Source organism: Paenibacillus qinlingensis (genome assembly GCF_013204845.1).
Lineage (GTDB): Bacteria > Bacillota > Bacilli > Paenibacillales > NBRC-103111 > Paenibacillus_E > Paenibacillus_E qinlingensis.
Map to the genome: position 1 here is coordinate 170,489 of NZ_JABMKY010000003.1, position 18,037 is coordinate 188,525.

Annotated in this window: 12 protein-coding genes; all 12 read left to right on the plus strand. The window is 44.9% G+C overall.

Going from position 1 to position 18,037, the window contains the following annotated elements; genetic code table 11:
- Window positions 1-21: 21 nt before the first annotated feature.
- The 12 genes from HQN88_RS07465 to HQN88_RS07520 all read left to right on the plus strand — a co-directional run bounded on the left by HQN88_RS07465 (window position 22) and on the right by HQN88_RS07520 (window position 18,024).
- Window positions 22-912, plus strand: coding sequence for a carbohydrate ABC transporter permease (locus tag HQN88_RS07465; protein WP_173109685.1), 891 nt, complete (start codon window positions 22-24; stop codon window positions 910-912).
- A 123-nt stretch (window positions 913-1,035) separates the two neighbouring features.
- Window positions 1,036-2,652, plus strand: coding sequence for an extracellular solute-binding protein (locus HQN88_RS07470; RefSeq protein ID WP_173109692.1), 1,617 nt, complete (start codon window positions 1,036-1,038; stop codon window positions 2,650-2,652).
- Between the two features lie 77 nt (window positions 2,653-2,729).
- Entirely contained in the window at window positions 2,730-4,769 is a 2,040-nt protein-coding gene (locus HQN88_RS07475; RefSeq protein ID WP_173109694.1) for an alpha-galactosidase, read from the plus strand.
- Between the two features lie 217 nt (window positions 4,770-4,986).
- Window positions 4,987-6,171, plus strand: coding sequence for an alpha/beta hydrolase family protein (locus tag HQN88_RS07480; protein WP_173109696.1), 1,185 nt, complete (start codon window positions 4,987-4,989; stop codon window positions 6,169-6,171).
- 118 nt (window positions 6,172-6,289) lie between these two features.
- Window positions 6,290-7,852 carry a type 2 periplasmic-binding domain-containing protein gene (locus tag HQN88_RS07485; protein WP_420794140.1) on the plus strand — a complete coding sequence of 521 codons (1,563 nt, stop codon included), beginning with the start codon at window positions 6,290-6,292 and terminating at the stop codon, window positions 7,850-7,852.
- Between the two features lie 85 nt (window positions 7,853-7,937).
- A complete protein-coding gene (locus tag HQN88_RS07490) occupies window positions 7,938-10,313 on the plus strand; it encodes a glycosyl hydrolase family 95 catalytic domain-containing protein (protein ID WP_173109698.1) in 2,376 nt (791 codons plus the stop codon).
- 3 nt (window positions 10,314-10,316) lie between these two features.
- Complete coding sequence (locus tag HQN88_RS07495; RefSeq protein ID WP_173109700.1) at window positions 10,317-11,333, plus strand: response regulator; 1,017 nt, start codon at window positions 10,317-10,319, stop codon at window positions 11,331-11,333.
- Window positions 11,330-13,129 (plus strand): sensor histidine kinase, encoded by a 1,800-nt coding sequence (locus tag HQN88_RS07500; RefSeq protein ID WP_173109702.1) that lies wholly within the window; start codon window positions 11,330-11,332, stop codon window positions 13,127-13,129. The genes HQN88_RS07495 and HQN88_RS07500 overlap by 4 nt, the downstream gene beginning before the upstream one ends.
- A gap of 14 nt (window positions 13,130-13,143) precedes the next feature.
- Window positions 13,144-14,100, plus strand: a complete 957-nt coding sequence (locus HQN88_RS07505) for an ABC transporter permease (RefSeq protein WP_173109704.1) — start codon at window positions 13,144-13,146, stop codon at window positions 14,098-14,100.
- Between the two features lie 67 nt (window positions 14,101-14,167).
- Window positions 14,168-14,995, plus strand: coding sequence for a carbohydrate ABC transporter permease (locus HQN88_RS07510; protein ID WP_173110446.1), 828 nt, complete (start codon window positions 14,168-14,170; stop codon window positions 14,993-14,995).
- A gap of 174 nt (window positions 14,996-15,169) precedes the next feature.
- Complete coding sequence (locus tag HQN88_RS07515) at window positions 15,170-16,195, plus strand: response regulator (RefSeq protein WP_173109706.1); 1,026 nt, start codon at window positions 15,170-15,172, stop codon at window positions 16,193-16,195.
- Window positions 16,195-18,024, plus strand: coding sequence for a cache domain-containing sensor histidine kinase (locus HQN88_RS07520; RefSeq protein WP_173109708.1), 1,830 nt, complete (start codon window positions 16,195-16,197; stop codon window positions 18,022-18,024). Before HQN88_RS07515 ends, HQN88_RS07520 begins: the two co-directional genes overlap by 1 nt.
- Window positions 18,025-18,037: the final 13 nt, after the last annotated feature.

Genomic DNA, 18,037 nt, shown 5'->3' on the forward strand with positions numbered 1-18,037 from the left:
GATAGGAAAAGGTGGGTTTGAATGAGAAGAAAATCGAGTGGTGATATCGTTTTCACCGGGTTCGTTTATGGATTCCTTTTTCTGGTGTTCCTTGCAACGTTTTACCCCTTCTGGAACATATTAGTGCTGTCACTCAATAGTGCGGAGGATACGATCAGGGGCGGTGTTTATTTCTGGCCGAGGGTGTTTTCCTTAACAAGTTATGTGCAGATTTTAGGCGATCAGGAGATTATTAATGGGGTCAAAGTGACGCTGGCACGCACATTGATCGGCACACCTCTCGCTGTTCTGGTAATTAGCCTACTTTCCTACCCGCTCAGCAAGCGTGATTTGGTCGGTGGGAAGTTCATCACACTTTTCTTCATCTTCACGATGTACTTTGGCGGAGGGTTAATTCCCTACTATATGATCTTAAAGAGTCTGCACCTCATTGATACTTTCTGGGTGTACATTGCGCCAGGTCTGATGAATGTATTTTTTATGATTCTAGTTCGCACATTTATTCAACAGCTTCCTGGAGAATTAGATGAATCTGCGAAAATGGACGGCGCGAACGATCTGCAAATTTTCGTCAAGATCGTGTTGCCATTGACGACGCCAGTACTTGCTACGATCGGTTTGTTTACGGCGATAGGCCATTGGAATTCTTGGTTCGATTCTTACGTATTCACCTACAAACCTGAACTGAAGACGCTGCAAGCTGTTCTTGTAAAAATTTTGAATCAATATCAGACATCCTCTATGGTGTCGGATGCTCAGCAGATGGCGGATTCAGCAAAACGCCTCGCCGTATCGTCGGATTCGATCCGTATGGCTGCAACGATCGTCGCTACCTTGCCTATTGTCATCGTTTATCCGTTCTTGCAAAAGTATTTTGTCAAAGGCATGACCGTGGGAGCAGTTAAAGCCTAATCCTACTTGCTCACTCTTGAAAGGCGGTGGTTGGGAGCCCAATCCACACGGGATAGGACGATACCCTAGTAATTAAAGTAATCAGATGTATCCAATACAATTAGTCAAGGGGGATTTTATTCCATGTTCAAAACCAGGAAATCGTTCCATGTGCTGCTTTCAACGCTCCTTATGGGTTCAGTCATCGCGGGTTGCTCTACAAAGGAAAATACAGCCTCTTCAAGTGACAAGCCAGCTGCTGCAACGGATAACAAAGCAAACGATACGACACCGATTAAAATGACATTCTTTGATAAAAATACGGGTGATGCTTTCACGAACGATGTTGCGAAGGAAATTACCAAACGGACGGGTGTTACGATCGAAATTCAGCAGCCAACGGGTAATCCTTCCGAAAAGCTGAATCTGATGCTCGCCAGCAGCGATCTGCCGGATCTTGTTCTCATGGACCGCGGAGATATTGTAAGTAAATACATTGCTGCAGGGGCGATTATTCCGTTGAATGATCTCATTGCGAAATACGGTTCTAACGTGCAGAAAATGTATGGGGATACGTTAAAACAGACGCGATTTACCGACGGGAAAAACTATTATCTTTCGAACTGGTACGGCCCGGAGAATGAGCCTGTATTCGGTATTAATATGCGCAAGGATTGGCTTAAACAGATTGCTCCGGACAAAGCTGAGGGCGGAAAAGCGTTCACGGCAGATGAATTCGAAGCACTGCTGAAGGATTTTAAAACAAAGCTAGGCAAAGTGGACGGCAAAGACGTGTTCCCAATGAGTTTCAACGGTGAAAACATGGGCGCTGTGCTCGGAACGTTTAAAGGCATGTGGGGAATGAGAACGTACTTCGAAGAAAATGGAAGCCTGAAGTATGATGTGAAAGACCCTAAATATAAGGAAATGCTATTGTACTTGAATAAACTGTACCGCCAAGGATTGATTGATCCGGAATGGCCAGTCAACAAGAAGCAAACGTGGGAGCAAAAGATTTCTAACGGACTCGTATTTGCATCGCCAGGCGCTTATTGGGATTTCGGTACGCCAAACGGTGTGCTTAAGAAAGCAGGCGGACCTGAAAAACAGCTATATCCGTATAAACTAGTAGGACCTGGCGTTGACCCTGCCAAAACGACATTAGGACCTAAAAGCTCGCTAGGTTGGGATGCGATAGCAATCACAAAAACGAATAAAAACCCAGAAAGAACGATGAAACTTATTGACTTCCTTGCTAGTGAAGAAGGTCAATACCTTCTCATGTGGGGGATAGAGGGTGTGCACTGGGATAAGAAGGACGGTAAGCATACACCGCGTCCGGAGGTTCTTCAAGGATTTAAAGATGATTGGGATAACTATGCGAAGAAAACAGGTATTCGCAAATGGACTTGGTTCGTAAAGAACGGTAAAGGCTCCGATGGTACACCGTTTGATTTGCCAGGACGTTATCAACGTAATGAGATCGACCAGATGGCACTGAAGAACTTGTCCGACACGGTGTGGGAAACAGCAGCTTATGATAATCTCGGCCCTGCCGGCGGCACCCCGGATGCACTTGTCAGTCAGAAAATTTCAGATATCATGAGCCAGACAATTACGAAAGTGATCATCTCCAAGACTGAAGCGGATGCCTCAGCATTGTTCGATAAAATGCTTGCCGATATGAAGGCAGCAGGTGACGAGAAAGTAGAGAAGATCATGAACGACAACTACAAGAAGCGTATGGATCTTTGGAAATAAGCGAGGATGCAGATTAGGAAGCCGATGCACTGTTCGGCTTCCTTCTTTATTAAATAAGCATGAGGGAGAGATTCATAATGATATCCACTAAGATTATCTTTCAAGAGTTGAATGGGCAAGTGGTTGTAGAAAATGGGTTCTGCCGAATAATCGTCGATTTGGCAAGCGGATTAACCGAATATGAATGGGATTCTGGGAACCGCTTGAGCAGCGCATACAGTGCAGCCCGGGTCAAAGGCCAATACGTTGTCTCGACTGAATATTCAGCGCACAAACTAGCTATAAGCGACTCTCACATGATCCATGATGATTTCGGCACTGGCTGCCGCTTCTCTGTGGTTCATTCAGCTGAATCTCTTCCGGTTATGACGCAGACGTTCTGGCTCTATGAAAAAGCACCCTTTTTTTTCATTCAAGTCGAGTTGGAGAGTGAATCGGAAGCTTTGGAGACGAATTATATGTCTCCATTAACGGTGAATCCAACTAGGGGATCATCAGCGATTTCTTTGGACATGGAGGTACAGGAACTACGTGCTTTGTTGATCCCTTTCGACAATGACAAGTGGGTGCGTTACGAATCAATTGCCATGCCGAATCAATTGGAAAGCTACGAGGTAACGGCTATTTTTGAACCTGTAACCAGAAAAGGGTTAGTTATTGGTTCTGTTACACATGATACTTGGAAAACCGGTCTGAAAGTGGTCGGATGTGAAGGAGCCGCTGTACACCATCTGGAGGTATACGGTGGTGCGGCAGGGGAGTACACACGCGATTCGATGCCACATGGTACGCTGATCGGCCATACAGTTGCTTCACCGCGCATCTTTGTGGGCATGTATGAAGATTACAGAACCGGACTGGAGGAATACGGGAAGGCTAATGCTGTAATCGTGCCACCACTTGAATGGGAACACGGTGTTCCGTTCGGATGGAATAGCTGGTCTGCGGCAGGTGGGGAGCTCGACTACGAGCTTTATACCCATACGTCGGATTTCTTGAAAAGCTTGTACGATGGCGGTTTTCATCATCAGGGTACGGTCTATATCAACTTCGATTCCTTCTGGACGAACTTATCACAGGAGCAGCTCCAAGAAGCGGTGCGCCACGTTCGTGACAATGGACAAAAACCAGGCATTTATTGGACACCTTTTGCTTTCTGGGGGAAAGATTTCGATCAGGTTGTGGAAGGCACCGATGGCAAGTTTACGTACCGAGATCTTCTGCTGCGCGATGAACAGGGACAAATGTTACCCGAGTTGGATGGCGGGCTTGCAATTGATCCTACCCACCCTGGCAATTTGATGCGGACGGAATGGCAACTTGAACGTTTTGTCAGGTGGGGCTTCGAATACATTAAACTCGACTTCCTAGGACACGGTGCTTTGGAAGGCATGCACTTCGATAAAGAAGTACGTACAGGACTTCAAGCGTACAATCTGGGCATGGCGTTGATCAAGACTAGGCTTGATCCTAAGGTTATTGGGCGTCCATTCTTTATAAATCTGTCCATTGCGCCGATGTTTCCACATCAATACGCGCATAGCAGGCGCATTTCATGCGATGCTTTTGGTACACTCGAAGATACGGCGTATATGTTGAATTCACTCACATATGGTTGGTGGATGAATGGCACCCTATTTCCTTTCAACGATCCTGACCATACCGTGCTATACAAGAGTTTCAACCAGGCATCAACGATGTTATCAGAAGGTAGAAGTCGTCTAAACGCTTCCCTTATTGCCGGTACGGTTCTTCTCATGGGAGATGATTTCCGAAATGAGGAAGCGAGAACGAGGGCAGGGGACTGGTTGAGCCGTCCGGAGCTGCTTACGATTGCCAAGACGGGAAAAAGTTTTGTTCCGGTTGAAGGCAATACAGATGCTGGTTCTGATCATGTGTTTTACCAAATGACAGATAAGAACTGTTGGATAGCCGTGTTTAACTTTAATAAAGATGAAACGGTTGAGAAACGTATATCGATTGAGCGCTTGGGTCTGCCCCAAAATGCGACGTATTGGCTGCATGATCTTTGGGAGGATACTGTTCTTCAGTCAAAAGGGGATATAAGTGTGCGCTTAAAACCAGCAGAGTCGAAGATTTTTAAGTTAATTCAGTAGCGAATAGAGCTGTATCGGCGTAAAAGAAAATGTCAGGAAAGCCAGGCACGGCTGTATCTCTCGTAGATGTTATACGGAGAGATACAGCCTTTTTACGTAATTTCAAGGTGTTTTTCCAAAAAGATTTGGTGGAAGGTCTTCGCTTTTTTGAGATTCAGTACTATAATTTCAATAAAGTTAGTTGGAAGTATTTTACTTTGGAAGGAGAAACACAGACATGAGTTATCAGAACGTCAGTAATCCGCCATCTCTCCCATGGGACCTTGCTGCCCTATATCAGGTGCCGATTCAAGTTTCCATGCCCGAAATGGAAGAGGACAAGATTAAAGCCATCATGTATGAAGCGCTGCCGTACGAAAGAAAGCAGACACGCGTATTCGCATATTACGGGATACCCGATGCACCAGCAGGGACCAAGGTACCAGGCGTAGTTCTCGTACATGGAGGCGGAGGGACTGCATTCAAAGAATGGGTACAGCTGTGGAACGACCGGGGATACGCCGCTATCGCCATGGATCTGGAAGGACACCTTCCATTATCCAAGGATGAGGAAGGTGTAAGGCCAGTCCACGCATGGAGCGGACCTTCTCGGCAAGGCGAATTTGCCGATTATGAAAGCCCGGTGGAGGATCAGTGGATGTTCCATGCCGTTGCCAACGTGATCGTTGCCCATTCGATCCTGCGTTCCTTCGAAAGCGTAGCAACGGATCAAATCGGTTTGCACGGGATATCATGGGGAGGCATTGTGACAGGTATTGCTGCAGGGGTGGACGAACGCTTTTCATTTGCCATTCCAGTCTATGGATGCGGTTATTTGTTCGAGGCTAGTAATAAGTACGGACAAAGCTTTCAGCAAATGCCGCCTTCTTATGCTCAGAAGATTAAGCAACTGTGGGATCCTTCGGCTTATTTCGATCGCATTAGGATTCCCATGCTATGGGTGAATTGGAGCCATGATCCTCATTTTCCGCTTCACTTATTTAGCAAATCGTATCAAGCATCGCGTAATGGCAACATGAATTCCAGCCTTAGCATTCATTTTGGACTAAGACACTCGCATGCAGCGGGATGGAAACCTACTGAGATATATGCCTTTGCGGATCACATAACGAAGGGCGGGCGCGCACTGCCACAAATTCTACGAGAAGAAGTGACCGTGAGAGAAGTAGTAGTCGGATTTAGGTCAGAGATTCCCATTGTGAAGGCAGAGCTGCGATATGCGACAGAGATTTCAGACTGGTTTGAGATGGAATGGCTTACGAAGGAAGCACACATCGCGTGTGGTCCCAATGAAATTCGCGCATATCTTGAGGAAAATACGTCTGCGTATTTTATTCAAATCACAGATGAACACGGTTACATCGTGAGTACTCCTGTGCATATCTTTACACACCTCAACTAACCATTTTCAAAACAAACACAAGTTAAGTGTAAAAAAATACATGTCCTTCGGTTATTTGGAAGATTAAGATAGGAATAACCAAGTGAAACTTGAGAAATTTTGAAAAAGAGGTGGGCATGTGAAACAAATATGGGGTAAAGTATGGCTCGGTGTCTTGGCGATTAGCGTTATTTCAGGATGCAGCAGTGAAGTTACACAGAAGAGCAGTGAAGAAACTGCAAAGGTTAATGAGAAGTTGAAATTCTCCATGTCAATTACAACATCTGGGAATAAATACGCCGAGAAATCAGCAGATGTCAATAAAGAAAAGTGGGTTATGAAGCTCGAGGAATTGACCAAAGCGGACTTAGACCTTCGCATGATTCCACTCAAAGATTTTGATTCCAAAATGTCCTTGATGTTTTCATCTAATGATATTCCTGATGTCGTGCAGAATGTTGGAGGTGCCACCACTAAAGGCATGTCCGGTTCCGTGGAAGCCGGTGTGTTCATGCCGCTTGATGATCTTTTGAAACAATATGCGCCGAATATTATGAAAGCGGTACCGAAAGAGGCATGGCAGGAAACGAGCTTCAATGGGAAAATATACGGCATACCCTCTTGGCTATCCAATCCATCCAGGCGTGCGACATTCATTCGAGCTGATCTGTTAGCCCAAACGGGTTTAGCGGCGCCGAAAACGGTTGATGAGTTCTTGAATGTCATGCGAGCTTTTAAAAAGATTGGGGTTGAAAATCCCTACCAACTACGTGAGAACTTCAAATATGCGGATACCATACTGGGAGCTTATGATGTCTTACCGTCCCAATTCGAAGTACAGGGAGACCAAGTGGTCCCAAAATTTTTTGATGTAGATAATATGTCCAAAGCGCTTCAAGCGTACAAAGCCATGTTCGATGAAGGATTAATACCGAAGGATTTTGCCTCTATTTCCTCTACGGACTATGGCAAAAACATTGATGCCGGAAAAGTCGGGATGTGGTCTGCCAACGCGGCGGGACTATCCAATTATCGCAATAAAGTGAAAACGGCCGTTCCGACTGCTCAAATTGACATTATTTCATCGCCACGCGGACCTGAGAATTGGGGAGGCCACATGCTGTATTCAAGTATTAACACATCCTACTACTTGAATAGTAAGGTATCGAAGGAGAAAGCGATTAAAATCATTCAATTCTTTGAATGGATGACGACACCGGAAGCTGAAAAATATTTCTCATTCGGTATTGAAGGCGAAACGTACACGATGGAGAATGGCAAAGTGAAGTTTACGCCGCCAACCAAACCAGAAGAGATCGATGAGGATGGATTCCGAAGCATGTTCTGGTTCGTCCATGACGCTAAATACAATAAGGCAAGAGAAGAGTTGACGCCCGAAGGTCGAGATATGATTCAATATTTAGATACGGTTGTTTCCAAAGAAGGTCTAGGATCAGTTCGTTTTGTACCAGGGCTTGAAACCTTCTCCAGATATCCAGATTTGGCGCCAATCGGAGATGATGTCGGCCCTAAACAGATCATTGACCATATGATCAAAATGATTTATGGCAAAGAGCCGATTTCAGACTGGCCGAAAGTCATTGAAGAATACAAGAGCAAAGGCGGAAACGAGATTCTTAAAGAAGCTAACGAGCGTTATAAAAAGGGTTCAGGTGTGATCGTTTCAAGTAATCGAAAATAGCTGCCAAAGTGATGGAAAGTATTTGTTTGGTCTTCCGAGCAAGTACTTTTCCGTTCTTAATGCGCAAAGACAAGGAGGATACATCATGAACACGAAACATCTCATCTCAATGAACTATCCGGCTTCCTGGTGGCGTTCATTATGGCGTGAAGCACTGCCTTCCGGTAACGGTAAGATTGGAGCGGCTGTCTATGGAGGGGTTCATGAAGAGACAGTTCTGCTGAATCATGAGGACCTGTGGTGGGGTGGTGTAACGATGCCGCTGCCAGATGTTAGTGAACGATTAGCTGAGACAAGACGCTTACTAAATGAAGGTCAGGCTCACGAGGCAGACAAATTATTGTCAAATTCGCTGAAAGATCTCGGTTACCAACCCAAACTAGCTTCCCCTCTGCCACTAGGAGATCTTAAGATATTTATGCCCACGCGACGAGCATTTCGCTCGTATAAACGAACCTTGCAAATGGAGACCGGAGAGGTGTCCGTTAGTTGGACAGATGGGGAGACCCGTTATGAGCGAAGGTTGTTCGTATCTCGAACAGCGGATGCCGTCGTTATGGATATTCGCAAATGGGGGCCGCATTCCATTGAAGCAAGGTTGCGCATGCAGCTTCATGATAAACGAGATTATCGAAGGTCAGGCATTGTGTTCCCCGAAGGAGAAGAAATGAAATCAGAGGGTGACACCCTATATTATGCCGCTCAACATCCAGACGGGAGTGATTTCGGAGGGGTAGCCCGCGTCATCCATCAGGGAGGACACACAGATGATCGTCAGGAAGGCATAACTGTGAAGAACGCGGAGTCTGTGTTGGTCGTAATCAAACTATTTACTGGGGGAAATAGACAAGAGGAATGGCGCAGATTGGATGAAGAGCTGAACGAGCTTCCAATGTGCTATGATACCTTGCTTTCAGCGCATGTGCTTGAACATGGCCGCTTGTTTCACGCGATGGAGTTTGACATTGAAGCAGTAGGAAGGGAACTCTCCAACGAAGAGTTGCTGATGCAAGCTTATCAAGGAGAAACACCGGATGCACTTATTGAGAAAATGTGGGCGTATGGACGATATTTGCTCATTTCTAGTTCACGTGCGGAAGGGCAACCTTGTCATTTATATGGTCTATGGTTTGGCGATTATGACGCTGTTTGGGCGTTTCACATGGTCAATGAAAACCTGCAGATGATGTATTGGCAGGCTTTGTCGGGCAATATGACTGAACTGCTGCTTGCCGTCTTTAACTACATGGAAAAGCTGATGGTTGATTTCCGTGTCAATGCCCGACAGCTATATGGCTGTCGCGGAATCTTTATCCCGGCTCCAAGCGTACCTGGCTCAGGGCTGCTAAAACATACTTCCCCCCACATTATTCATTGGACAGGTGGAGCGGGATGGGTCAGCCAACATTATTATGATTACTACTTGCATACGGGAGATTTGGTATTTTTGCGAGAGAGAGCACTTCCGTTTATGCGGGAGGCGGCTTTGTTCTATGAAGACTTTTTTACGATGGATGATGACGGATATTGGATGAGTTCCCCATCCAACTCGCCGGAAAATACCCCGGGGAATTATTGGAAGGGCCCTGGTATGTCGATGGGAACGACTATGAATGCGACGATGGACTTTGCCATTGCCAAGGAGCTTCTGACACATCTTATTGAAGGGGCGCAGATAACGGGGATATTTCTAGAAGACATCTCGACCTGGCGGCAAATGCTTGAACGAATCCCACCATACCAGCTAACAGAAGATGGCGCCGTTAGAGAATGGATGCATCCATATTTTGAGGAAAATGATCATCACCGCCATGAATCGCATGTGTACCCTGTATTTCCTGGAACAGAGGTGACGCGTGAGAGCGATCCTATTCTTTACAAAGCTTTCGTCACATCCATTGAGAAGCGCTTAGGATTGGGACTGAAAGAACAATCGGGCTGGTCACTGGCGCATATGGCGAACAATTACGCTCGAATGGGTCAAGGCGATTCAGCACTCGAATGTTTGGAAACATTAGCCCGATCCTGTGTCATGAACAATCTAATTACCCTGCATAATGACTGGCGCGGTATGGGAATTGGTGTTGACATGGATTGGGCACCCGTACAGCTCGATGCCAATATGGGATGGACTTCAGCGATTCAGGAGATGCTGCTCTTCTCGATTCCCGGTGAGCTTCATATTTTGCCTGCGCTGCCTGTTCGTTGGAGAAAAGGAAAAGAGGGTCCATTGCTTGCGCGTGGTGGAGTCGAGTGCACCTTAGAGTGGGACGTTTCGGAGCAGCGGCTCGATATCATGCTTCGCTCAACGCATGGATACAAACCAATAGATCTAGTATTGCCTGAAGCAGCTGTTGGACTAAGAGACAGCTCGGACCCATTTGAATTGAAGCTGAGGCAAGTAGTGGTCTCGGAAGCTCCGCTTCATCTATCAGTCATACTTAGGCGTATGGAGGCTTGAAGAATGAAAGTACTGATTGTGGATGATGAACCGATAATTCGCAGCGGGATGATGAAAATGGTACAACAATATACGCAACCGTTTCAAACGATTGAGACGGCGAATAACGGACTCGAGGCAATCGATCGGTTTAGCCAATTCGAGCCGGACCTACTCATTACGGATATCCGTATGCCCAAAATGGACGGATTGGAGCTTTGTCGGATCCTGCATACTAGTCATCCTAATTTACTCAAAATCGTCATTTCCGGTTATAACGATTTTGAGTATGCACAAAAGTGTTTGTCTTACGGGGTTAAGCACTATTTGTTGAAACCAGTTACACCGCCTGATTTACACGATATATTCGATCAGATTCTCAAGCTGCATGCACAGAGCTGCCTATCGATTTCAAAATATGTAGAGTGGATTGAACGTATAAAAGGGAGCGTTTGGTCGCTGCAGATGGATGAAATGTCCCGACTCCTGGCGGAGTGGCGAGAAAGCTGCAGCTTGTTAACTATCAATCAAATAAAACATCTATTGGATGAAGTATTGCATCTATTGGATAACTATTTTCAAGAAAAGAAACAATTTAACATGCCAGGTTTGCAAGAACCGTTAAGTGCTGCTACAAGAGAGGATCTATATATCTTGTTTGAGTGTCGCATGAGAGCGTTGATGAAAGAACTGCAATGTTCACGACAAGGAAATTACAAGGATCCGATGGAAGAAGCGAAGGTCTACATCGATACGCGATTATCTGTGGAGGTCACGCTAGCAGAGGTGGCGGATTTGATCGGAATTTCTCCCTCCTATTTCAGTACGTTGTTTAGAAAGATGACGGGCGAAACGTTTGTAAGCTATCGGATGAATAAAAGGATGGAGAAAGCGAGGGACTTGCTGTCCATCCCCCATAAACGAACGTTTGATATTGCCATTGAAGTCGGTTATGAAGACTATCCGCATTTTACAAAAACGTTTAAGAAGATTTATGGCGTGTCTCCGTCGGAATACCGTAGCTCTATGGGGATTAAATGAGAAATTTCAATTTATATCAAAAGTTGTTTCTATCCTACCTCGTCGTTATTTTAATTTCGTTAACCAGTGTTGGTTACTTTTCGTACAAAGCCTCTTCGCGTGAGTTGGAACACATTGTTGAGAAACAGTTGACACAGGTCGTAGGTAATGCGGTGTATCATACGGACTATTATATTCGCGCCTATGAGCGCGCAATGGTGTCTCTCCTCAGCAATAATGATGTCAAACGATTCATTGATTTACCAGAAGGGGAGATTGGATATCCGTATTACGAACTTCGTAAACTGGTTAAAGAAGTTGGCATCGAACCTATTTTTATAAGAAATCCAGAAATTACTGACATCTTTTTAATGAATTTCAATGGTAACGCCATGTATGTTTACAACGGGATTAACGCGGGTTCGTTTACGAAGGAGCAAGTAAAAGAGCAGCTAGACTATTTCCGAAATAATACGACGCCGGATGGCAGTTTGGTTGTACTGAATCATAGTATTTTACCGGAGCAAACCAATCAGACACTGACACTGGTTCGCCGTATTCGCGGACTTTCTTCGACTGAACTTAAGGGTGTTCTCGCCATTGAGTTGAGAGCCTCTGAGCTTTCTGAGTTATGGAAGGGCATTGATTTAGAGAGCGATGGTTATTTCTTTATTACCGATGGCAATGGGAACTATGTCTACCATCCGAATGCTGCCCAGATCGGCAAAGGGATGCAGGAAGCGATTCATCAACAGGTTATCGAAGCTGGAGCTCATGCATTTACCTCTACGATTGATGGGAAATCACGCATGTTTATGAGTCGACGCTCCCAATATGGCAATTGGCGGCTTGTCGTATCCATGTCCGTAGATGAATTGCATAAACCCACAGACACGATACGTACTACAACGCTTATCGTTGGTGGTTTTACACTCATTCTCGCCTTATGGCTTGCGATCAGGTTTGGTAAGTCGATCACGGGTCCGATACGCAAACTAAAAAGTGCGATGCGTGAAACGGAGAAGGGAAATTGGGTCATACTGCCGCTTCCCAATCACCGTGATGAAATTGTAGAGCTGATTAATCGCTATAATCTGATGGTCAGTCGACTAGCAGAGCTTGTTGATGAAGTGTATCAGGCCGAGTTAAGGGATCAGGAAAATCGAATTGAACGTCAGAAAGCGGAGTTACAATCGCTGCAGCTTCAAATTAATCCTCACTTTTTGTATAACACGTTAGAAACGATTGTTTGCTATGCGGTTATTAAGGATAGTAAGGAAATCTATGAGATCGTGAAGGCAATGGCCTATATGCTTCGCTATTCTGTACAAACCCATTTGGAAGAAATCACAGTAGCGAATGAACTTAAACATGTCCTGCACTACTTACTCGTGATGAAACATCGAATCGGACGAGAGTTTGATATGGAAGTGGACATTGATCCGGCGTATTTGCTGCGTCATATGGTGCGGTTAACACTTCAACCGTTAGTAGAAAATACGTTTCAGCATGCTTTTGCGGACGGAGTGGAGGACCACCATTATATACGTGTTCATGCGGGTGAAGACGATGCGCTTTTTTGGATCAGCGTAGAGGATAACGGAGTAGGGATTGAAGAAGTGAGGCTGCGAGAATTGCGTGAAAAGCTTAGTGAAAACCGGCTTGCTGAGAGCGGGCGGACGAAAGGGATCGGTGGCATTGGTATCGTTAACGTGCACCGTCGAATTCAGATGGTGTTCGGCGAGCAGTATGGGCTGCAGATCGTCAGCGAGATAGGCCAAGGAACGAAGATTATGATGTTGATGCCAAAAAAATGAAAGGAGCTAATCGAATGGCTTCGAAAACGGACATCTCTGGCGAAAAACAGTTCCAGTTTGCCAATGCGCGAGCTCAGTGGGCATTTGTTCAGAAATATTGGCCTTTGTATGTGCTTTCCATTCCAGGACTCTTGTATTTTGCCTTGTTTAAGTATATCCCCTTGTTCGGTTCCTCCATTGCTTTTCAAAATTATAATATTTTCAAGGGGGTATCCGGCAGCCCTTGGGTAGGTATGGCACATTTCAAACGATTGTTTACGTATCCAGAGTTTCTGATTATTCTGAAAAATACGCTGTTAATCGGCATGTATGACCTGATATTTGCCTTTCCAGTACCTATCATTCTTGCTTTATTGCTGAATGAAATTCGGTTCAATGGTTATAAGCGGTTAGTGCAAACCGTCATCTACATGCCGCACTTTCTGTCATGGGTCATTGTCGGTGGGATTATTATTGGGTTGCTGTCTCCAACAACGGGGATTGTAAATCAAGTGATGGGTTGGTTTCATATCGAGTCCATTTATTTTATGGGCGAGAGCAGTTATATCCGCTCTATTCTGATAGGATCTGGGATATGGAAAGACAGCGGATGGGGAACCATTATTTATCTTGCTGCCATTGCAGGCATTAACCCAGATTTATATGAAGCGGCAGAGATTGATGGAGCGGGTCGGTTTCGTCAGGTGATGTCGATTACCTTACCTTCCATTCTCCCTACGATCACCATTCTACTACTTCTCCAAATCGGACATTTTATGGATTTCGGTTTTGAACGAGTGTATTTATTTCTGAACCCTCTGAACAGCGAGAACGGAGAAATTCTGGATACCTATGTGTACAGATCTGGTCTGATTGACCGACAATATAGCTTCACCACCGCGATTGGACTTTTTAAGTCTTTTGTTGGTTTAGCATTGATCATGATCGGCAATACCCTGAGTAAAAAAACGTCGGGAGAGAGTCTATACTAACATTCGTCATAAGGAGGTCAGGGATGTGATTTCTACAACTAGTCAGCGAGCTTTTCAGGCAGTTAACATGATGTTACTGTTGATGATTGGACTTACTATGCTGCTTCCACTTCTTCATGTAATCGCTCAATCCTTCAGCGACGCTGTTGCAATCAATAATAGACAGGTCAGCCTATGGCCGGTAGGATTCACGCTTGAGAATTATCATATGATATTGAAGGATTCCACGATCTGGATGGCGTTTCGGAATAGTGTGACAATAACTGTACTCGGAACGTTCATCAATTTGGCAGCTACATCAAGTTTAGCGTATCCGCTATCTCGTTCAGAATACGTATTTCGGAAACCTGCATTGGTTTTTGTTTTGATAACCATGATATTCCATGCACCTCTGATTCCGAATTATCTGCTATTGAAAAACCTGCATATGCTGAATACACTCTGGGTGTTAATGATTCCATCCGCAATCAGCGCTTTTAATCTATTCGTTATGCGCTCTTTTTTTATCCATCTTCCGGTTGAGCTGTTGGATTCTGCCCGTATTGATGGTTGTGGCGAGCTGCGGATGATATGGAAGGTCGTACTGCCACTGTCCAAACCGGTCATGGCAACAATGGGGATTATGTATGCGGTATCGAATTGGAATATGTATTCGCAAGCCCTCTATTATATTGATAAACGCTCGCTGATTACGCTCCAAGTGCGGTTACGCGAGATTGTTATTACGGATAATATGGGATCATCGGATACAACCTCGGATTTGATGCTCTTGGTCTCACCCGAGGGACTGAAAATGGCTGTTATCGTCGTTGCTACATTACCGATTATGTTGGTGTATCCGTTCTTGCAAAAGCATTTCATGAAGGGAATGATGGTTGGGTCTATTAAATCGTAGGTCGAGCTGGGGATGGGATATAGTAAAATAAGGAATAGGATCGTAAGAAAACATAATACATGGAGGTGACGGAGAGACGTATAGTGTAGAAAAAAGTTACTTATGAATTATCACTGTGGTAAAATATGCACAAGGATTTTTTTTAACCTAGCGTACAGAGGGAGTGCTTGCAAAGTGAAATATATCCTCATAGTGGATGACGAACCGATGGTTCGGATGGGGCTGGCCCAACTCGTCAGACAGTGCAACCCCTTGTTTCGCACGGTTGTCTCAGCGAATGGCATCGAGGCACTTGAACAAATCAACAAGCAACGCCCTGATTTGCTTCTAACCGACATTCGTATGCCGAAGATGGATGGTCTGGCCTTGTGCAAAGCCATTCAAGAGCTGCAAGTGAATTTCCCTGTTGTTGTTATTTCTGGTTATGATGATTTCTCTTACGCGCAGAAATGCCTTACTTTCGGCGTCAAAGAATACTTACTGAAACCGCTTACGGAACATGAGTTGTATCCGGTGCTTAATAAATTGCTCATACAACAGGATCAGGTGAAGCAAATCTCCTTCTTTCAAATAGAGGAGTGGTTGGAACGCGTTGAAGCAACGATTTGGTCTGCGGATTTGGATGCCCTCCATGCCCTGCTAGATGAGTGGTCACAAAGCGACATGTTGAAAGGGATACAAGTTCAGCAGTTGGATCAGATGATGGCAGATGAGTTGAAGAGTGTAGTGAAAAAACTGAACTCTCGTGGCTTAGTGACCTTTACGACGCAGGCTTCGCCAGTACAATTGAATAGCTTGACGGAGGCTATGGACTATTTAAGGTCAGAGTTCGTCTATTTGTATCATCAGTTATTTCAATGGCGGGGTGGGAATCAGAAGAGCTTGTTTGAAGAAGCGAAAACCTACATTGACAATAACATTTCCGAAGAGTTGAGCCTCGAAGAAGTGGCGGAGAAGATGGGACTTGCGCCAACGTATTTCAGTTATATTTTTAAGAAAATGACGAATGAAACATTTGTTCAATACCGTATGAAGAAGCGGATCGAAATGGCTAAGAAACTTCTCGAAATGCCGCACTATAAAGTTGTTGACGTGGGTGTGACGATTGGCTATCAGAACTATCCGTATTTCACTAAGATTTTCAAGAAGATGACAGGCTGCTCGCCGACGGAATACCGCAGTATGTTGGGGATCAAATAATGAGATCTAGCTTGGCATTGCGTATGTTCGTTTATTTCGTGATCGTCATTGTGATATCTTCCTCTATCGTCGGCCTAGTCCTGTATGTTCAATCCACCAAGGAAGTGGATAAGCAAACCAATGAGCTCTTAACTCAAATCGTCGATAATGCCATGAATCATACGGATATGTATTTGAAGAAATACGATCGCGCGACCGTATCAATGATGACTTCTACCAATGTGAAAGAATTCTTGAATTTGGACAGCAATAATTTCATTCCATATTTTCTATCGATCAGGCCAATGAAAGAAAAGGTCCTTCAGCCACTTTTTATTAATAATCCTGAAATTAGTATGGTGTATTTGCTCGGATATAACGGGCTTAGCATCTATGATCATAATGCGGATACGTCAGATTTCAGCAACTCGCTCCTGTTGGATAAGCTGGACTCCTTGAAGGAAATTACAGATAAAGACGGCAAATTAACGATTATGGATTGGAGTTTTCTAGACGGGAAGCTAGCACTAACACGGAAAATCTCAGATCGCCAGACATCAAAAATTTTTAAAGGGATACTTGGTATTGAGCTTAATATTGAAGAGCTGACATCGTTGTGGAAGGGTATCCGTCTGGGGGAAACCGGGTATTTCTATATTGTGAATGACACGGGGAAAATTATCTATCATCCGATGTCCGGGATGATAGGCAAGCAGCTGGATGCCAAGCTGTTTACCAAACTCCGCGAAAATCAAAATCAGATTTTCGATTATAAAGATGATGTTGAACGAGTCCATTTTAACCGAAGATCGGACTATACGGGCTTGACATTGGTAGCATCCATGCCCCTAGATGAACTTAGAGCCCCTGCATTAAATATTCGTAAAACGACGGTATACACCTGTGCAATTGCGTTAATAATCGCGTTGATTCTTGCCTACCGATTCGGGCAATCCATTATTCGGCCCATTAAAATGCTGGAAAACGGCATGCGCAAAACGGAAAAAGGTAATTGGACACATGTCGCCATCAGCGGTAGAACGGACGAAATGGATCGTCTTACGATCAGCTACAATATGATGGTCTCACGACTGCAAGAGCTTATGGAGCAAGTGTATGCCGAGGAGCTGAAGAATAAGGAATATTTGCTGAAAAGGCAGTCTGCCGAATTTCAAGCGTTGCAATTGCAAATCAATCCTCACTTTCTCTACAACACGCTTGAAACGATCGTCTGTTACGCCGTCGTGCAGGATTCGCAAGAAATCAAAGAGATTGTACGCTCTCTGTCATATATGCTGCGTTATTCAGTGCGTGCCGACTTGGAGGAGATTACGGTTGCCAATGAGTTGAAGCATGTGCTGCATTTTATGAACATTATGAATTATCGATTAGGCCACGAATTCGAAATTGAAGTTACGGTTCCGCCAGAGCTTCTATTGAAAAAAATGGTGCGCCTCACCTTACAGCCGTTAATCGAGAATGTGTTTAAGCATGCATTTCCCGATGGCATCGAGAGCCACCATCAGATCCGTATTGATGCCAGTATGGATGAGGATGATTTCATCGTAACGGTTACGGATAATGGTGTGGGTATTACGCCAGAAAGACTGGAGGAGCTGCAGACTAAGATGGCAGAACAGCACGTGAGTGTGTCCCAGCTGCCTGTTCGTATAGAGCGCGAGGGTGGAATCGGATTAGCCAATGTGCATAGTCGAATTCAAATTGTTTTTGGCGAGCAATATGGGTTAAGTATTAGCAACAATGAGACTGCGACAGGTGCTCAGCTTACATTGCGCATGCCTAGTCAGCGAGAAGAGCGGAGCTGTGCCCCAGAGGCGGTAGCGATTTAGAGCGATAGGATGA

Excerpts from the sequence above, each read along its gene's own strand:
- HQN88_RS07465 (WP_173109685.1), top strand. The coding sequence starts at position 22 with ATGAGAAGAAAATCGAGTGGTGATATCGTTTTCACCGGGTTCGTTTAT.
- HQN88_RS07470 (WP_173109692.1), top strand. The coding sequence starts at position 1,036 with ATGTTCAAAACCAGGAAATCGTTCCATGTGCTGCTTTCAACGCTCCTT.
- HQN88_RS07475 (WP_173109694.1), top strand. The coding sequence starts at position 2,730 with ATGATATCCACTAAGATTATCTTTCAAGAGTTGAATGGGCAAGTGGTT.
- HQN88_RS07480 (WP_173109696.1), top strand. The coding sequence starts at position 4,987 with ATGAGTTATCAGAACGTCAGTAATCCGCCATCTCTCCCATGGGACCTT.
- HQN88_RS07490 (WP_173109698.1), top strand. The coding sequence starts at position 7,938 with ATGAACACGAAACATCTCATCTCAATGAACTATCCGGCTTCCTGGTGG.
- HQN88_RS07495 (WP_173109700.1), top strand. The coding sequence starts at position 10,317 with ATGAAAGTACTGATTGTGGATGATGAACCGATAATTCGCAGCGGGATG.
- HQN88_RS07500 (WP_173109702.1), top strand. The coding sequence starts at position 11,330 with ATGAGAAATTTCAATTTATATCAAAAGTTGTTTCTATCCTACCTCGTC.
- HQN88_RS07505 (WP_173109704.1), top strand. The coding sequence starts at position 13,144 with ATGGCTTCGAAAACGGACATCTCTGGCGAAAAACAGTTCCAGTTTGCC.
- HQN88_RS07510 (WP_173110446.1), top strand. The coding sequence starts at position 14,168 with ATGATGTTACTGTTGATGATTGGACTTACTATGCTGCTTCCACTTCTT.
- HQN88_RS07520 (WP_173109708.1), top strand. The coding sequence starts at position 16,195 with ATGAGATCTAGCTTGGCATTGCGTATGTTCGTTTATTTCGTGATCGTC.